This window comes from Pedobacter sp. NJ-S-72 (assembly GCF_053890575.1).
Genome location: NZ_CM132681.1, coordinates 549,447 through 565,942 on the forward strand (window position 1 = coordinate 549,447; position 16,496 = coordinate 565,942).

Below are 16,496 nucleotides of genomic sequence, written 5' to 3' on the forward strand. Positions count from 1 at the left end.
ATGCTGAACCATTTATATGCTAAAATCAATGAATTAAAGTTAGATCAGGATGCTGTAGTCGCTTTTACAGCTTCTTATACTTTTGATATTTCGGTATGGCAGATTTTCTGCGCATTGCTTACCGGAGGACGTACGGTTATTTATTCATCCAGTCTGATCCTTGAACCCAGCAGATTAATTGCACAGGTTGAAGCAGATGAAGTGAATATTCTGGAACTGGTTCCGTCTTATCTGGCTGCTGTATTACAGGAAAAGCCTAAAGAAAACCTGCATAAACTGCGTTATTTGCTGGTTACTGGTGAAGTGGTAAGCCAGGCACTGTTAGCCCAATGGTTTGCGCATCCGGATTACGGACGTATTCCGGTAGTGAATGCTTATGGGCCAACGGAAGCTTCGGATGATATTACACATCACTTTATGTATACGGCTCCTGAGGGAGTAAATGTTCCATTGGGCAGACCTGTGCAGCATTTACGTCTTTATGTATTGAATACCATCGGACAGCTTTGTCCATTAGGTGCGCCTGGAGAAATCTGTGTTTCGGGTGTTGGAGTATCCCGTGGTTATTTGAACAGGGAAGAACTCACCAGGGAAAAATTTATTGCAGATCCGTTTCATGAGGGAGAGCGGATGTATAAGACAGGTGATTTGGGCAGATGGTTGCCAGATGGTACTATTGAATACCTTGGCCGTATAGATGATCAGGTGAAAATCAGAGGTTACCGGATCGAATTGGGAGAGATAGAACATGTTCTGGATCAGCATCCTGATGTGATACAGAATACAGTTATTGCAAAAACGGATATGCATGGTATCCAGCGTCTTGTTGGTTATATCGTAGCTGTACCGGATGCAGACCGTGAAGTAATTACCTCTTATATGAGAGGAAAGTTGCCGGAATATATGGTGCCATTATTGGTCATCCTGGATAAATTACCGCTTACGGCCAATGGAAAAATATAGATAAAATGCTTTACCGGAGCCAGAAGGTGAGTTGTTAAAACACTACGGTTTATACAGCTCCGCGAAATGCAATAGAGCAGGGATTAGCTGATATCTGGCAGGAATTATTGAAAGCAGATCAGATAGGGATTTATGATAACTTTTTTGAACTGGGCGGACATTCTTTGCTCGTGATGAGGATGATTGCCGCAATTCGTAAAACACTGAATGCAGAGCTGGTTGTTAAAGATCTGTTTACGCATCCAACCATTGCCGGTTTATCAGTCTATATGCAGGGGAAAATTCATAAAAATAGTTTACCTGCGATTATGATACAGCCAGAACAAACACATATCCCTTTATCTTTTAGTCAGGAACGTTTGTGGTTTATTGACAGACTGGAAGGAAGTACCCATTACCATTTGCCGGCCGCGTTACGCTTAAAAGGTAAACTGGATAAAAACGCATTGCAATCTGCATTGCAGGAAATTATTAACCGTCACCAGGCACTGCGGACGGTGATGAAAAGAAGAAGAAGGAATTGCTTATCAGCAGGTGTTGCCTATAGATAGCTGGAAACTGTCCGCTATTGAAAAAACGAATGATACAGATGAAGCCATAGCTTCATTTATTCATCATCCGTTTGATCTTTCAGCAGATCATATGCTCAAGGCTGGCCTGATGGAGTTCAATAAAGAAGAAAAATCTGTTGGTGGTGGTCATGCACCATATTGCCTCAGATGGCTGGTCAAGTTCAATTATCATTCAGGAACTTTCTTTACTGTATGCAGCTTATCATTCAGGAAATACAGCGTCATTAAAACCGTTAACGGTTCAATATACTGACTATGCCATATGGCAAAGAACTCATATTGCAGGAGAAATATTACAGCAGCAGCAGGATTACTGGTCAGGTCAGTTAGCGGGCGCAGAAAGCCTGCAGTTACCAACAGATTTTCCAAGACCGGCTATACAAAGTACAGCTGGTGATGTCTTTATGATGAATATGGACCGCGATTTTTAACAGATGCGTTGAATCAGTTTAGCCAGCAGCAGGGGGTAACACTGTTTATGACAATGCTAAGTGCATTCCAGGTGTTATTGTATCGTTACAGTGGTCAGCAGGATATTACGGTTGGTACACTGGTTGCAGGAAGAACGCAGCAGGAAATAGAAGATCTGGTAGGATTTTTCATCAATACACTGGCTATTCGAAGTGATCTGAGTGGAGAACCATCTTTCAGCGCTTTGGTGCAAAAAGTAAAAACAACCTTACTGGAAGGATACGAGCACCAGGATATGCCTTTTGAAAAAGCACTGGAAACTGTAGTGAGCAACCGGGATCCTGGGAAAAATCCTTTATTCCAGGTGATGTTTGTTTTACAGAATATGCCTGAGATGCCTTCTTTTGAATTAGGCGATCTGACTATTGTACAGGAAACAGTAGTCTATAACCCTGCATTACTGGATCTGTATTTCACTGTTTTTGAGAAAAAAGAAGGACTGATCTTAAATATTGGATACTGCACTGATTTGTTCTGTGAAGAGACTATCGCCCGGATGGCAGGTCATTTTGAACAGTTGCTTCGTGCTATTGTGACAGAACCTTCTGCCGGAATCAGCATGTTACCGATGCTCACCACTGCTGAATCGGATTCTTTATTTGCAGAGCTGAGTGGTGAAGAAACGGCTTACCCGAAAGAAAGCAACGTGATTGCACTGTTTGAAGAATGGGCTTTGAAAACACCGGACGCTATAGCCGTTTTGTTTGAAGGACAGTCTTATACCTATTGTGCATTAAATGAGAAAGCGAACCAGCTGGCTCATTGTCTGATGGGTAAAGGTTTGAAAAAAAAGATGAACTGGTTGGTCTTTGTACCGGGCGTTCGCTGGATATGATCACTGGTATATTAGGTGTCTGGAAAGCGGGAGGTGCTTATGTTCCTATTGATCCGCAGTATCCGGCAGAACGTATTGATTACTTATTAAATGATAGTGGTGTAAACCTGGTGATCAGCGATCAGCAGAGTAGTTTAGCGCTTTCAGCTATACAGGCAGAAGTAATTTTACTGGATAAAATTGAAGTTCTGGCCGGATATTCCGTTAGCTCACCAGGAAATGAAATAACAGCTCAGGATCTTTCTTATGTTATTTATACCTCTGGTTCTACAGGTAAACCCAAAGGTGTACTGGTAGAACATGGTGGAATGCTGAACCATTTATATTCAAAAATAAATTCGCTGGAGCTTGATCAGGAGGCTGTGATTGCTTTCACTGCTTCTTATACTTTTGATATTTCTGTATGGCAGATGTTCTGCGCTTTACTGACCGGAGGCTGTACCGTGGTTTATCCGGCAGCACTGATTCTTGAACCATCAGGGCTGATTGCACAGGTAGAAGCTGATCAGGTTAACATTCTGGAGCTGGTTCCTTCTTATCTTGGTGCAGTTTTACAGGAAAATCCGGCGGCAAGACTTGAAAAGTTACGTTATTTACTGGTAACCGGAGAGGCAGTGAGCCAGCCAGTCTGTATTGGAACAATGGTTTGCGCATCCGGAATACGGACGTATTCCGGTGGTGAATGCTTATGGGCCAACAGAGGCTTCGGATGATATTACACATCACTTTATGTATAGTGCACCTGAAGGGGCAAATGTTCCCCTCGGGAAAACTATACAGAACTTACATATTTATATACTGGATGCTCAGGGGCAAATCTGTCCATTAGGTGTACCCGGAGAGATTTGTGTATCTGGTATTGGTGTATCCAGAGGTTATCTGAACCGGGAAGAACTGACCAGAGCGCAGTTTGTTGCAGATCCGTTCCGTAAAGGAAATAGAATGTACAAAACCGGAGATCTTGGCCGGGCATTATCCGGAGGTATCATTGAATACCTTGGGCGCATTGATGACCAGGTGAAAATCCGCGGTTATCGTATCGAACTGGGGGAGATTGAATATGTCCTTAACCAGCATACCGAAGTAGAGCAAAGTGTTGTCGTAGCAAAATCAGATGAGCAGGGAGTAAAACGTTTGATCGCTTATTTTGTGCCTTCAAAAGTAGTTGCTCAAGAAGGAACTACATTGCTTCATCAAGATGTTTTTGCAAACAATGAGGACATTATATCTTATTTGAAAATACAATTGCCAGAATATATGGTTCCTGTATTGATCAGGCTGGATGAGTTACCACTAACCGCTAATGGAAAAGTAGATAAAAAAGCTTTACCGGAACCAGAAGGTGAATTGTTATCCGGTAATGAATATGCTGAGCCCCGTAATGAAACTGAAAAAATACTGGTTAACATCTGGCAGGAATTATTAAAAGCAGGCCAGGTAGGTATTCACGATAATTTCTTTGCACTGGGCGGACATTCCTTATTAGTGATGCGTCTGATAGCGGCTATCCGTAAAAACCTGTCCACAGAACTCGCCGTAAAAGATGTGTTTAGCTATCCTACTATTGCAGAATTGACTGTACATATGCAGGGGCAGGTGAATCAGGTAAGTTTACCGGCTATTACAGTACAACCGTTCAGGCTTACACGCCATTATCATTCAGCCAGGAACGTTTGTGGTTTATTGATAAACTGGAAGGCAGTATACATTATCATATACCGGGAGCATTGCGTTTAAAAGGTAATGTAAACCAGGATACTTTACAATATGCCCTTCAAACAATTATCAGTCGTCATGAAGTACTGCGTACGGTGATCAGAGAGAAAAATGGAATTCCTTATCAGGAGGTATTATCACCTGATAACTGGGAGTTATCAATCATTGATATCACAGGTGACCTGCAAACGGATATGATCGGATTTATTGAGCAGCCATTTGATCTGGCCGCTGATTATATGCTGAGAGCAGGATTAGGTAAAATAGGCCCTGATGAGCATTTATTGGTTATTGCTACGCACCATATCGCCTCTGATGGCTGGTCAGCTACAGTAATGATCAAAGAAGTATCAGAATTATACAGTGCTTATATAGAAGGACATGCTGCTCAGCTTGCGCCATTACCTGTACAATATAGGATTATGCGATCTGGCAAAGAACTCATCTTAAAGATGAAGTTTTGCAAAAGCAACTGGATTACTGGAAAGGGCAATTGTCAGGAGTGGAAACACTGCAATTACCAACTGACTTTTTAAGACCAGTTGTACAGGGAACTCAAGGTGCTGTGATGCATTTCAATATCCCTTACGATTTAAATAAAGATCTTAACGTACTGAGCCAGCAGCATGGAACTACCTTGTATACGACACTTTTGGCTGCATTCCAGGTGTTATTATACCGTTACAGCGGTCAGGAAGATATCTGTATTGGTACACCGGTTGCAGGCAGAACGCAACACGAAATAGAAGATCTGGTTGGATTTTTTGTGAATACACTCGCCATCCGTGGTCAGCTGAATGCATCACTTTCATTTAATGATTTATTACAGCAATTACAGCGCACCTTACTGGAAGGGTATGATTATCAGGATGCGCCATTTGAAAAAGTAGTCGATGCAGTAGTCAAAGGTCGTGATAAAAAGCATAACCCCTTTATTCCAGGTCATGTTTGTTTTACAGAATACACCTGATGCACCAGAATTAGTACTGGGTGATCTGACACTATGTACAGAAAATATCCATCTGCCAGTAGCTAAGTTTGATATCACCTTTACGGTGGAAGAAGGGAAGGATGGATTATCGCTCGCTATAGAATACTGTACTGACCTGTTCCGTGAAGATACAATCGCCCGGATGGCTGGACATTATGAACAATTGCTTCGTTCTATCGTTCTGGAATCTTCAGCTCAGGTTAGTGTATTACCGATGCTGACCAATGGCGAGGCTGATCAATTGCTTTTACAGCTTAGCGGTGAGCAAACCATATATCCTGATTACAGTAATGTGATTGCTCTGTTTGAAGAATGGGTAGTCAAAACACCAGATGCAACAGCTCTTGTTTTTGAAGATCAGCAATATACCTATCAGGAATTAAATGAAAAAGCAAACAGGTTAGCATATTACCTGATCGGTCAGGGCATAAAAGCTGATGATCTGGTTGGTATTTGTATCGGGCGTTCGCTGGATATGATTGCCGGGATTTTAGGTATATGGAAAGCAGGAGGGGCTTATGTTCCGATTGATCCATCTTACCCTCAGGATCGCGTGGACTATATCATAGAAGATAGTGGAATAAGTTTGATGGTCAGCGATCAGCAAAGCCGTTCTGCTCTTCCTGAAAAAATGCAGGTGATCTTGCTGGATGAAACTGAATTTTTGGCTCAGCAACCAGTTTATTCACCGACAAACAGCATTGCTTCGCAAGATCTTTCCTATGTAATTTATACTTCAGGTTCTACGGGTAAGCCAAAAGGTGTCCTTGTAGAACATCGCGGAATGCTCAATCACTTATATGCAAAGATTAATTCGCTGAAAATGGATGAGCAGAGTATAGTTGCTTATATCGCATCTTATACTTTTGATATATCCGTATGGCAGATGTTTTGTGCACTGCTTACTGGTGGACAAACGGTTATCTATCCGTATGATTTGATTTGATTCTGGAACCGGCAGCACTGATTGATCAGGTTGATACCGATGGAGTTAATATCCTGGAACTGGTGCCATCATATCTTGCCACCGTATTACGGGAAAATCCTAAAGCAGATTTACAGAAACTTGATTATCTGCTGGTTACAGGAGAGGCAGTAAGCCAATCTGTGTTAGCACAATGGTTTGCACATCCAAAATACGGACATATTCCAGTAGTTAATGCTTATGGGCCAACAGAGGCTTCGGATGATATTACCCATCACTTTATGGACAGTACTCCCGAAAACAGCAATGTTCCTTTAGGAAAAACTGTACAGAATTTGTCAATCTATATTCTTGATGCCCATGGACAAACCTGTCCGGCGGGCATACCCGGAGAAATTTGTGTATCCGGTATCGGGGTGTCCAGAGGTTATCTGAACAAAGAAGAGCTGACAAAAGAGAAATTTATTGCAGATCAGTTCCGTCCGGGAAATAAAATGTACAAAACCGGAGATCTGGGAAGAAGTCTGGCTGATGGCGTTATAGAATACCTTGGAAGAATTGATGACCAGGTGAAAATCAGGGGTTACCGCATTGAATTGGGAGAAATAGAACATGTATTAAATCAGCATCCGGAGGTACAACAGAGTGTTGTTGTGGCGAAATCTGATGAACAGGGGATTAAACGGCTGGTTGGATATATTGTTGCCGATCTGAATGCTGACCGCGAAGATGTTTTGTCTTATCTGAGAGAACAATTACCAGAATATATGATTCCGGTACTGGTCAGGCTGGATCAGTTGCCATTGACTGCGAATGGAAAAACAGATAAAAAAGCCTTACCTGAACCAGATGGAGATTTACTTTCTAACCAGATTTATGTTGCACCACGGAATGATACAGAACAAAAGCTGGCTCATATCTGGCAGGAACTCCTACAGCTTAAGCAAGTGGGGATTTATGATGATTTCTTTGATCTGGGCGGGCATTCCCTGCTGATCATGCGCGTTTAGCATCAGCCGTGCTGGAACAGTTTAATAGAGTTATTTCTATCAGAGACTTCTTTGATCTGACTACTATTGATGCCCTGGCTCAATATATCGACAGCCGTCAGGCAGAAGAATCAAAAAAACGTAAGAGAGTAAAATTGTAATAACAAATCTTAAAATTATTAGAAATGCTGAGTCAGAATTTAACAGATATAGAAGGATTATTAAATAGAGCAAATGCAATGGGAATTGAAATATTCCTCGAAGACGATGAATTGATTGTCGAAACTTCGGAAGATGAAGAGATAGAGGAAGAGTTTTGGGATGAATTAAAGAACAGTAAAAGTCAGCTGGTTACTTATCTTAAAAATAATAGCCCTGCACAAAAGAGTCATCCTATTATCAAGAATGTAATACCAGTAAGTCAATATGCATCACATATCCCTTTGTCTTATAGTCAGGAGAGTTTGTGGTTTATAGACAGATTGGAAGGAAGTACACATTATCATATTCCTGCGATCCGCGTTTTTACATGGTCAGGTTAACCATGTGGCATTGGAGCTTGCTTTGCAAATGATAGTCAATCGTCATGAGGTATTGAGAAGTGTGATCAGAGAACAAGATGGAATTGCTTATCAGCAGGTACTGAAAGCTGATCAATGGAAATTGTCCATATTTAATAAAGAGGCGGGATTTAATCAGGAGCTATTAGTTAAAGAGTTCATAGATCGCCCTTTTGATCTGTCAGCGGATGCTATGCTGCGTGCTGGTTTGTTTCAGGTTACGGCAGATGAAGCATTGCTGGTTATTGTGATGCACCACATTGCATCAGACGGCTGGTCGTTATCTGTTATTGTGAAAGAACTGTCTGTATTGTATGATGCTTATATCAAGGATACGACCCCTGATTTAGCCCCAATGGCGATACAATTTGCTGATTATGCAATCTGGCAAAAAACATATATTTCAGGAGATTTACTGCACAAACAGCAGGCATACTGGAAGAAAAACAACTTGCAGGGCTGGAACCTTTGCAGCTAACTACGGACTTTACAAGACCAGCAATACAAAGTACCCGTGGTGCTGTTATAGAAAAAGTGTTCAGTAAGGAACTTTCCGGACAGCTGAATGAGCTGAGCCGAAAACAGGATGTAACTTTGTTTATGACCTTATTGGCTGCTTTTCAGGTATTATTACACCGTCACAGTGGTCAGGATGATATTTGTGTAGGTACACCAATTGCAGGAAGGCTGCGTCGTGAAGTTGAAGATTTGGTTGGATATTTTATCAATACACTGGCTATTCGCAGTGATTTGAGTGAAACTCCAACGTTTGCAGCATTACTAAAACAGGTAAAAAACACCTTGCTGGATAGCTATGATCATCAGGATATCCCTTTTGAGAAAATAGTGGATGTAATCGTAAAGGAAAGAGACATGAGCCGCGGACCTTTGTTCCAGGTGATGTTTGTTTTACAAAATACGCCGGATAGTTCTTTAAGTCTGGGCGATTTGCAGGTTTCTATAGAAGACCTGAACTGACTATACTACAGCCAAGTTTGATCTGACTTTTAACCTGCGTCAAAATGAGCAGGGGTTATCTTTATCCGCAGAATACTGCACAGATCTTTTTAAAGAAGAAACGATATTGACATTCATCGCCCATTATGAAGAACTGCTGCATGCGATTATCTCTAATCCAGAAGAGAATATCGGGTCGCTGCGGATGTTGAGAGATCGGGAAGAACAAGTATTGTTAGATGAGTTTAGTGGTCTGGCAGTGGGATATCCGCAGGATACGACCATTACTGATCTGATTGCTGCACAGGTGAAAAGAGTACCGGACGCAATAGCTGTAGTTTATGAAAATGAGCAATTAACTTATCGTGAACTGGATGAAAAATCTAACCAGCTAGGACATTATCTGCGTGGTAAAGGTGTTCAGGCAGAAACACTGGTACCGGTCTGTTTAGAAAGAAGCCTGGATATGATTGTGGCTATATTGGGCATTCTGAAAGCGGGCGGGGCTTATGTTTCCTATGGACCCGTCTTACCCCCCGAAGACCGTGTAAGTTACATGATTGAAGATACAGGTGCATCGCTGGTGATCAGTCATAGCAACACGCTTAGGGTATGTAAAAAGTTTAGCGGTGATGTGATTGAACTGGATACAGATCAGGAACTGATCGGTGCAGAGTCTGTAGCTTCATTTGAGTCAGGACGTTCTCCCGAAAATGCAGCCTATGTGATTTATACCTCAGGTTCAACTGGTCGTCCTAAAGGCGTAATCATCGAAGATTTCAATGTAGTCCGTTTATTTGAGACTGATATACCACTTTATGATTTCAACGGAAATGATGTCTGGACAATGTTCCACTCTTTCTGTTTTGATTTCTCGGTATGGGAAATGTACGGTGCATTGTTTTATGGAGGTAAACTGATTGTGGTGCCCAAAGCTGCCACACAGGACACGACCTTGTTTGGCAAGTTGTTACTGGATGAAAAAGTGACGGTTCTTAATCAGACGCCTTCTTCGTTTTATGTATTGCAGGATTACCTGACAAAAAATGCATCTGAAGTAGCTATCCGCTATGTTATTTTTGGCGGTGAAGCTTTGAACCCGAGTAAACTGAAACCATGGAGTGAGCTTTATAAAGCCTGTCGTTTAATCAATATGTATGGGATTACGGAAACAACCGTTCACGTAACCTTTCAGGAATTATTACCGGTTCATATTCAAAGCAGTCAAAGTGTAATTGGTAAACCGATCCCTACTTTGCAGGCTTATATATTTAACAGTAGCCAGCATCTTTCTCCAATTGGGGTAGTTGGTGAACTTTATATTGGCGGTGCCGGGGTAGCCAGAGGTTACCTGAACCGCGAAACGCTGACCGCAGAGAAATTTATTGAACACCCATTATTACCAGGAAACAGGTTATACCGTACCGGGGATCTTGCCCGCTGGAATGCCGATGGAACCCTTGAGTATCTTGGCCGTATTGATGATCAGGTGAAAATCAGGGGATTCCGGATTGAGCTTGGTGAAATAGAAAGTGTACTGGAACAAAGTGGGTTAGTGCGTCAGAGTGTCGTATTGGCCAAAACTGATAACCAGGGTAATAAACGTTTAGTAGGTTATGTGGTAGCGGAAGGTGTTTTAGATAAGAAAGAAATTCAGGAACACCTGAGAATCCATTTACCTGAATACATGGTACCTGCTTTATGGGTTTCACTGGAAGAAATTCCGCTGACTGTTAATGGTAAAGTAAACCGTAAAGCCCTGCCAGATCCTGATGTGTCAGAATTGAGCAGTAAAGAATATATTGCTCCGCGCAATGAAACAGAAAAGAAACTTGCTGGTATATGGCAGGATCTGTTAGGAATTGAGCAAGTGGGTATAGCTGATAACTTCTTTGAGCTGGGTGGAGATTCTATCCGGGTAATCAGGGTAGTGAGTAAAATAGCTGATGTTTTTGGAAAAGAAGTACGGGTTTTTGATGTTTACAGAGCGAATACGATTTTAGATTTATCGGCCCTGATTGATTGATCAGGACACCGCAGGTAACGCGGCTCAGGTAAAAATCTATAATGAAGTAAAGGAGGAACTGGAACAACTTAAAAACACGGCATTGCTTAATTTTCCTGATGCAGATCAGATCGAAGATATCTATCCAATGAGTGATATTGAGCGTGGAATGGTTTACATTTCTTCATTAAATCCGGAGGAGGCACTTTATCACGATCAGTTTGTGCTGAAAATGCCTAAAGAAATGGATGTTGTTGTGCTTAAACAAGCATTTACCCTGCTTATTCAAAAGCACAATATACTGAGAACTGCTTTTCCCCAGGCGCTGGAAGATTTGCATGTAGTTTATAAAAGCATTGAATTTGATATTGATTATTTCAATATTGAATATATAAACGGACAAAAATTAAAAGATACTATAGAAGAATACCTTGTTGAGGAGCGTAAAAACCCGTTTGATGTAACCAGGGCACCGTTATGGAAAGCCAGTGTTTTCGGACATAAAAAATATACATTCTTATCTTTCAATTTCATCATGCCATTCTGGATGGCTGGAGTGTAGCATCTTTAAATACAGAGTTATATAAGCTGTGTAAGCGCTTGCTTGCTGAGCCAGAAAACGTTAGTCTGGTTCCGCTTCAGGGTAGCTATAAAGATTTTATTATTGAGAGTCTGATCGCAAAGAAAAAGGATGTGGATCAAAACTTCTGGAAACAGGAACTATCCGGTTATAAACGACTGGATATCTTTTCGAAAGAACCAGATCTTCAACGTTGTCAATGGAGCTGTGAACCTGCCTATTTTGAGTTATTACAGGAAAAACTAAAGCAGGACAAGATCTCTCTGAAAGGTCTTTTCTTTGGTGCTTACCTGCTTTCGCTGGGGATGCTGACTTATGATGATGAATTGACGGTAGGATTAATTACCAATAACAGACCGATCCAGGAAGATGGGGATCAGCTTTTAGGCTGCTTTTTAAACAGTATTCCTTTTAGATTCCACAAAGGGGATTTAAAGATAACTGGAAGCAATATTTCGAAAGAATAGAGGATCAGTTATTTCAGCTCAAAGAAAGAGACCGGACAAGTATGATGGAAATTAAGCGGATCACGAGAGAATCATCTGCTGATGAAAACCCTTTCTTTGATGCTGTTTTCAATTTTATTAATTTTCACGTTTATGATCATATAGGTTTTGATGTATCTAAAGAAAATCAATACGAAACAGATGACCAGTCTTTAACTATTGAAGGGTATGAATTAACAAATACTTACCTGGATTGTACCACTAGTATCACTGCAAACACATTGGAAGTTAGTTTTAGTTTGCGGAAAGAATTGAAGTCAGGTAAAAGGCTGGAAGAGTTGCTTACTTATTTCAAAAACGTAGTTAATGCTTATGTGGAGGACTATGAATCGCCAATGGCAAACAGTATTATTTTGCCTGATTACGAGTTAAATAAACAATTAAAGCAGTTTAGTCATGCAGGAGGTAAACGTTTAGTCGAAGATCAGACTTTAGCGCATTTGTTTGAACAGCAGGCTGCATTGACACCGGATGCGATTGCACTGGTCTATGGAAATGAAGATTTAACTTACAAAGAATTGAATGAGCGTTCCAATCAGCTTGGGTATTATCTGAAAAGTAAAGGGGTTAACCCAGAAACGCTGGTACCCATTTGTTTAGACAGAAGTACTGAACTGGTGATCGCTATTCTTGGGATATTAAAAGCGGGTGGTGCCTATGTTCCGATAGATACCAATTATCCGGCAGAACGGATCAGTTTTATGCTGTCTGATTCTGGTTGTTCACTGGTGATTACCGCTGTGCGTTTTGCCGATCTTTGTGAAACGGACAATGCTGGAATTGAATTACTTTGCCTGGATGAACTGGAAATGATTTTACTGGCTTGTCCGGTAGTCAATGTTCCTAATGACGCACATGTTGGAAATCTGGCCTATGTGATCTATACTTCTGGATCTACTGGCCGTCCTAAAGGGACAATGAACGCATAAGGGTGTTCTGAATATGATAGACTGCCATGTTTTTTTTTATCTATAATGTAACCGCAGAGAGCAGTATGACCGTAATGTCAAGTATTGGGTTCGATGCTTCGGTTTGGGAGATATGGCCTTATTTAGGTTCGGGGGCAACTATACATTTATTAGATGATACCATCAGAGTATCACCAGAAGGTTTGGTGAACTACTATATTGATCAGGAAATCACCCATAGTTTTATTGCTACAGGTTTAGTTGTTGATGTGATACATATCCTGCGTAAATCTGTAACCAGCCTGGAATATTTAATGACAGCAGGAGACCGGCTTGGGGCTCTGGATGTAAAAGGTTTACCTTTCATACTGGTTAACAATTACGGGCCGACAGAGAATACAATTGTCGCTACTTATTATCCTTTGACAGATCAGGATGGGGAGACTTTACCGCCGATTGGAAAACCAGTTTCTAATGTAACTGCTTATATTTTAGATGGTTCTCTGAATGTTTCACCACTGGGTGTTGCAGGTGAATTATGTATAGGCGGGGTACAGGTGGCAAGAGGTTATCTTAATCTGCCCGAAATGACGGCAGCGAAATTTATAGCTGATCCTTTTGATTCCGGACAGCGGTTATACCGGAGCGGAGATTTGGTACGCTGGCTTGCGGATGGCAATATGGAGTTTTTGGGCAGGATAGATGATCAGGTCAAAATCCGTGGTTATCGTATCGAATTAGGTGAAATAGAAAATGTATTACAGCAATATCCGGGAATTAGCAATGGGATTGTCCTTGCCAAAGCGGATCATAACAATAACAAAAGGCTGATTGGCTATGTAGTGCCTGAACCGACCTATTCAAAAGCAGCAATTCAGGAATGGCTTAAAGAAAGGTTACCAGAATATATGGTGCCCGGATTATGGATAGAACTGGAAGAAATTCCTTTGACTGACAATGGTAAAATTGATCGTAAGGCTTTACTGGCAATCAACGAAGGAGAGTCAGCAACTGCTGGTTATATAGCACCACGTAATAAAACAGAACATTTACTGGCTGGCATCTGGCAAAATTTGCTGGGTGTAGAGCGGGTAGGAGTTTATGATAATTTCTTTGATCTTGGCGGACACTCGTTACTGGCAATGAGGCTGATGGCTGCAATCCGTAATGAGTTTGCTGTAGAAATGAGTGTACGGGATTTATTTGCACAGACTACAATTTCTGCGCTGGCAGATTATGTAGCAGGTAAAAAAGGGAAAACAGTGTTGCCGGATTTGGTTGTACAACCCAAAGGAGCACATATTCCGCTTTCTTTCAGTCAGGAAAGATTATGGTTTATAGATCAGTTAGAAGGCAGTAAGCATTATCATATTCCAGCTGTATTACGTTTGTATGGAGCGGTAGATCAGGGTGCGTTAACCAGGGCGTTTCAAACCATTATTAACCGTCATGAAGTATTAAGGACGGTGATCAGGGAAGAAAATGGTATCGCATATCAAAAGGTAATGGATACTAATCGTGGGAACTTTCAGCGCAGAGTAAGAGCTGTTGTGCCGAACAGACCGAAGATGTAGTTAAATTTATAGACCATCCTTTTGATTTATCGGCAGATCATATGCTTCGCGCAGCTATATTTCCTGTCGCAGAAAATGAAGAACTACTGGTGATTGTGATGCACCATATCGCATCAGATGGCTGGTCATTATCAGTGATTGTAAAAGAACTGACTGCGCTTTATCATGCTTATACACATGATCAGGTACCAGCATTGTCTATGCTGACTGTTCAGTATGCTGATTATGCGATCTGGCAGAAAACCTATATTTCAGGAGATTTGCTGGCTGACCAGCAAGCTTACTGGAAAAATCAACTGGCAGGACTGGAGCCTTTACAGTTACCAACCGATTATAACAGACCGGTAGTACAAAGTACACGAGGTGCTGTGATCGAAACTGTTTTAAGCCGTGATCTTTCCGAAAAACTGGATGAGCTGAGCCGTCAGCAGGATGTTACTTTGTTATGACATTATTGTCGGCATTCCAGGTTTTATTATACCGCCATACTGGTCAGGATGATATTTGTGTCGGAACACCAATTGCCGGCAGATTACGTCAGGAAGTAGAAGAATTGGTCGGGTTCTTTATCAATACCTTAGCTATTCGCAGTGATCTGAGTGATGCTCCGTCATTTACAGCGTTGCTGAAACAAGTGAAAAACACATTACTGGATAGTTACGATCATCAGGACATTCCTTTTGAAAAAGTAGTTGATGCTGTAGTGAGTGACAGGGACAGAAGCCGCAGTCCTTTATTCCAGGTATTGTTTGCTTTGCAAAATACACCGGATACGTCTTCACTGAACCTGGGAGATATTCCATTTTCAGTAGAAGAACCGGATTATAAAACGTCTAAGTTTGATCTTTCGTTTACCATGCAGGAAGGCGAAAAGGGATTATCTCTGTCTGTAGAATATTGTACAGATCTTTTTGCTAAAGAAAGTATTGCAACACTAATTGCCCATTTCAAGCATTTATTAGCTGCGATTGTAGCCAGTCCTGATGAAAATATTGCTGTATTGCAAATGCTGCAACCGGTGGAAGAACAGCAATTATTAGAAGAATTTAGCGGGATCGCAGCAGATTATGCGCACGATATAACCATTACAGATCTGATTGCTGTACAAGTCAAAAGAGTACCGGATGCAGTGGCTGTTGTTTATGAAGATGAACAATTAACTTATCGTGAACTGGATGAAAAATCAAATCAGTTAGCGGGCTATCTGCGTCGTCAAGGTGTAAAAGCTGAAACTCTTGTTCCGGTTTGCCTGGAAAGAAGCCTGGATATGATTGTTGCTATACTGGGTGTTTTAAAAGCAGGAGGCGCTTATGTACCGATGGACCCGTCTTATCCGGAAGATCGTGTAAGTTATATGCTTGAAGATACAGGCGCCTCATTAGTGATTAGTCATAGTAATTGTAGTGTTGTATGCGGAAAATTCAGTGGTCAGGTAGTAGAGTTGATACCGATCGGGAGTTGATCGGAGCAGAACCAATAACTGGATTTGAGTCAGGGCGTTCTCCTGAAAATGCAGCCTATGTGATCTATACTTCTGGTTCAACCGGTCGTCCTAAAGGCGTGATTATAGAAGATGTCAATGTAGTCCGTTTATTTGAAACTGACCAGCCGTTGTTTGATTTCAACGGAGATGATGTATGGACAATGTTCCACTCTTTCTGTTTTGACTTCTCGGTATGGGAAATGTACGGTGCGCTGTTTTATGGCGGTAAACTGATTGTTGTACCCAAAGCAGCAACTCAGGATACAGCTTTATTTGGCAAATTGTTACTGGATGAAAAAGTAACTGTACTGAATCAGACTCCGTCCTCATTTTATGTTTTGCAGGATTATCTGACTAAAAATGCTGCAACAGTAGCGATCCGCTATGTCATCTTTGGTGGTGAAGCATTAAATCCTGTCAAGTTAAAACCATGGAGTGAGCTTTATACATCCTGCCGTTAA

At 41.4% G+C, this 16,496-nt stretch carries 22 protein-coding genes and 1 pseudogene; all 23 read left to right on the forward strand.

Annotation, left to right across the window (positions count from 1 at the left end; translation table 11 throughout):
• The 23 genes and pseudogenes from ACWYN3_RS03645 to ACWYN3_RS03755 all read left to right on the forward strand — a co-directional run bounded on the left by ACWYN3_RS03645 (position 1) and on the right by ACWYN3_RS03755 (position 16,496).
• The gene (locus ACWYN3_RS03645) at positions 1-963 is read left to right on the forward strand and encodes an amino acid adenylation domain-containing protein (protein ID WP_456219904.1); all 963 of its coding nucleotides are present in this window, start codon (positions 1-3) and stop codon (positions 961-963) included.
• Between the two features lie 92 nt (positions 964-1,055).
• Positions 1,056-1,514, forward strand: a complete 459-nt coding sequence (locus ACWYN3_RS03650; RefSeq protein WP_456222875.1) for a condensation domain-containing protein — start codon at positions 1,056-1,058, stop codon at positions 1,512-1,514.
• A gap of 137 nt (positions 1,515-1,651) precedes the next feature.
• Positions 1,652-1,966: a condensation domain-containing protein gene (locus ACWYN3_RS03655; RefSeq protein ID WP_456219905.1), complete on the forward strand. Its 315-nt coding sequence runs from the start codon at positions 1,652-1,654 to the stop codon at positions 1,964-1,966.
• 8 nt (positions 1,967-1,974) lie between these two features.
• On the forward strand, positions 1,975-2,841 hold the full coding sequence (locus ACWYN3_RS03660; RefSeq protein ID WP_456219906.1) for a condensation domain-containing protein: 867 nt from the start codon (positions 1,975-1,977) through the stop codon (positions 2,839-2,841).
• On the forward strand, positions 2,838-3,554 hold the full coding sequence (locus ACWYN3_RS03665; RefSeq protein ID WP_456219907.1) for an AMP-binding protein: 717 nt from the start codon (positions 2,838-2,840) through the stop codon (positions 3,552-3,554). The genes ACWYN3_RS03660 and ACWYN3_RS03665 overlap by 4 nt, the downstream gene beginning before the upstream one ends.
• Positions 3,475-4,578 carry a non-ribosomal peptide synthetase gene (locus ACWYN3_RS03670; RefSeq protein ID WP_456219908.1) on the forward strand — a complete coding sequence of 368 codons (1,104 nt, stop codon included), beginning with the start codon at positions 3,475-3,477 and terminating at the stop codon, positions 4,576-4,578. Before ACWYN3_RS03665 ends, ACWYN3_RS03670 begins: the two co-directional genes overlap by 80 nt.
• Positions 4,515-5,093: a condensation domain-containing protein gene (locus ACWYN3_RS03675; RefSeq protein ID WP_456219909.1), complete on the forward strand. Its 579-nt coding sequence runs from the start codon at positions 4,515-4,517 to the stop codon at positions 5,091-5,093. Before ACWYN3_RS03670 ends, ACWYN3_RS03675 begins: the two co-directional genes overlap by 64 nt.
• Complete coding sequence (locus ACWYN3_RS03680) at positions 5,018-5,527, forward strand: condensation domain-containing protein (RefSeq protein WP_456219910.1); 510 nt, start codon at positions 5,018-5,020, stop codon at positions 5,525-5,527. The genes ACWYN3_RS03675 and ACWYN3_RS03680 overlap by 76 nt, the downstream gene beginning before the upstream one ends.
• On the forward strand, positions 5,502-6,494 hold the full coding sequence (locus ACWYN3_RS03685) for an AMP-binding protein (RefSeq protein ID WP_456219911.1): 993 nt from the start codon (positions 5,502-5,504) through the stop codon (positions 6,492-6,494). Before ACWYN3_RS03680 ends, ACWYN3_RS03685 begins: the two co-directional genes overlap by 26 nt.
• Positions 6,491-7,483: a non-ribosomal peptide synthetase gene (locus ACWYN3_RS03690; protein WP_456219912.1), complete on the forward strand. Its 993-nt coding sequence runs from the start codon at positions 6,491-6,493 to the stop codon at positions 7,481-7,483. The genes ACWYN3_RS03685 and ACWYN3_RS03690 overlap by 4 nt, the downstream gene beginning before the upstream one ends.
• A gap of 8 nt (positions 7,484-7,491) precedes the next feature.
• Entirely contained in the window at positions 7,492-7,623 is a 132-nt protein-coding gene (locus tag ACWYN3_RS03695; protein WP_456219913.1) for a hypothetical protein, read from the forward strand.
• A 24-nt stretch (positions 7,624-7,647) separates the two neighbouring features.
• Complete coding sequence (locus ACWYN3_RS03700) at positions 7,648-8,004, forward strand: hypothetical protein (RefSeq protein WP_456219914.1); 357 nt, start codon at positions 7,648-7,650, stop codon at positions 8,002-8,004.
• Between the two features lie 4 nt (positions 8,005-8,008).
• Positions 8,009-8,500 carry a condensation domain-containing protein gene (locus ACWYN3_RS03705; protein ID WP_456219915.1) on the forward strand — a complete coding sequence of 164 codons (492 nt, stop codon included), beginning with the start codon at positions 8,009-8,011 and terminating at the stop codon, positions 8,498-8,500.
• Positions 8,491-9,000 carry a condensation domain-containing protein gene (locus ACWYN3_RS03710; RefSeq protein WP_456219916.1) on the forward strand — a complete coding sequence of 170 codons (510 nt, stop codon included), beginning with the start codon at positions 8,491-8,493 and terminating at the stop codon, positions 8,998-9,000. The genes ACWYN3_RS03705 and ACWYN3_RS03710 overlap by 10 nt, the downstream gene beginning before the upstream one ends.
• Before the next feature lie 16 nt (positions 9,001-9,016).
• Positions 9,017-9,205, forward strand: a pseudogene (locus ACWYN3_RS03715) (condensation domain-containing protein); the annotation flags it as partial.
• Positions 9,185-11,005 carry a non-ribosomal peptide synthetase gene (locus tag ACWYN3_RS03720; protein ID WP_456222876.1) on the forward strand — a complete coding sequence of 607 codons (1,821 nt, stop codon included), beginning with the start codon at positions 9,185-9,187 and terminating at the stop codon, positions 11,003-11,005. The pseudogene ACWYN3_RS03715 and the gene ACWYN3_RS03720, both read left to right, overlap by 21 nt.
• The gene (locus ACWYN3_RS03725) at positions 10,998-11,546 is read left to right on the forward strand and encodes a condensation domain-containing protein (protein ID WP_456219917.1); all 549 of its coding nucleotides are present in this window, start codon (positions 10,998-11,000) and stop codon (positions 11,544-11,546) included. The genes ACWYN3_RS03720 and ACWYN3_RS03725 overlap by 8 nt, the downstream gene beginning before the upstream one ends.
• Positions 11,528-12,031, forward strand: coding sequence for a condensation domain-containing protein (locus tag ACWYN3_RS03730; protein WP_456222877.1), 504 nt, complete (start codon positions 11,528-11,530; stop codon positions 12,029-12,031). Before ACWYN3_RS03725 ends, ACWYN3_RS03730 begins: the two co-directional genes overlap by 19 nt.
• 41 nt (positions 12,032-12,072) lie before the next feature.
• Positions 12,073-12,999, forward strand: a complete 927-nt coding sequence (locus tag ACWYN3_RS03735) for an AMP-binding protein (protein WP_456219918.1) — start codon at positions 12,073-12,075, stop codon at positions 12,997-12,999.
• A 26-nt stretch (positions 13,000-13,025) separates the two neighbouring features.
• Positions 13,026-14,552 (forward strand): AMP-binding protein, encoded by a 1,527-nt coding sequence (locus ACWYN3_RS03740; RefSeq protein ID WP_456219919.1) that lies wholly within the window; start codon positions 13,026-13,028, stop codon positions 14,550-14,552.
• A gap of 41 nt (positions 14,553-14,593) precedes the next feature.
• Positions 14,594-15,001, forward strand: a complete 408-nt coding sequence (locus ACWYN3_RS03745; protein ID WP_456219920.1) for a condensation domain-containing protein — start codon at positions 14,594-14,596, stop codon at positions 14,999-15,001.
• Positions 14,998-16,014, forward strand: coding sequence for a condensation domain-containing protein (locus ACWYN3_RS03750; RefSeq protein ID WP_456219921.1), 1,017 nt, complete (start codon positions 14,998-15,000; stop codon positions 16,012-16,014). The genes ACWYN3_RS03745 and ACWYN3_RS03750 overlap by 4 nt, the downstream gene beginning before the upstream one ends.
• Positions 16,011-16,496 (forward strand): AMP-binding protein, encoded by a 486-nt coding sequence (locus ACWYN3_RS03755; protein WP_456219922.1) that lies wholly within the window; start codon positions 16,011-16,013, stop codon positions 16,494-16,496. Before ACWYN3_RS03750 ends, ACWYN3_RS03755 begins: the two co-directional genes overlap by 4 nt.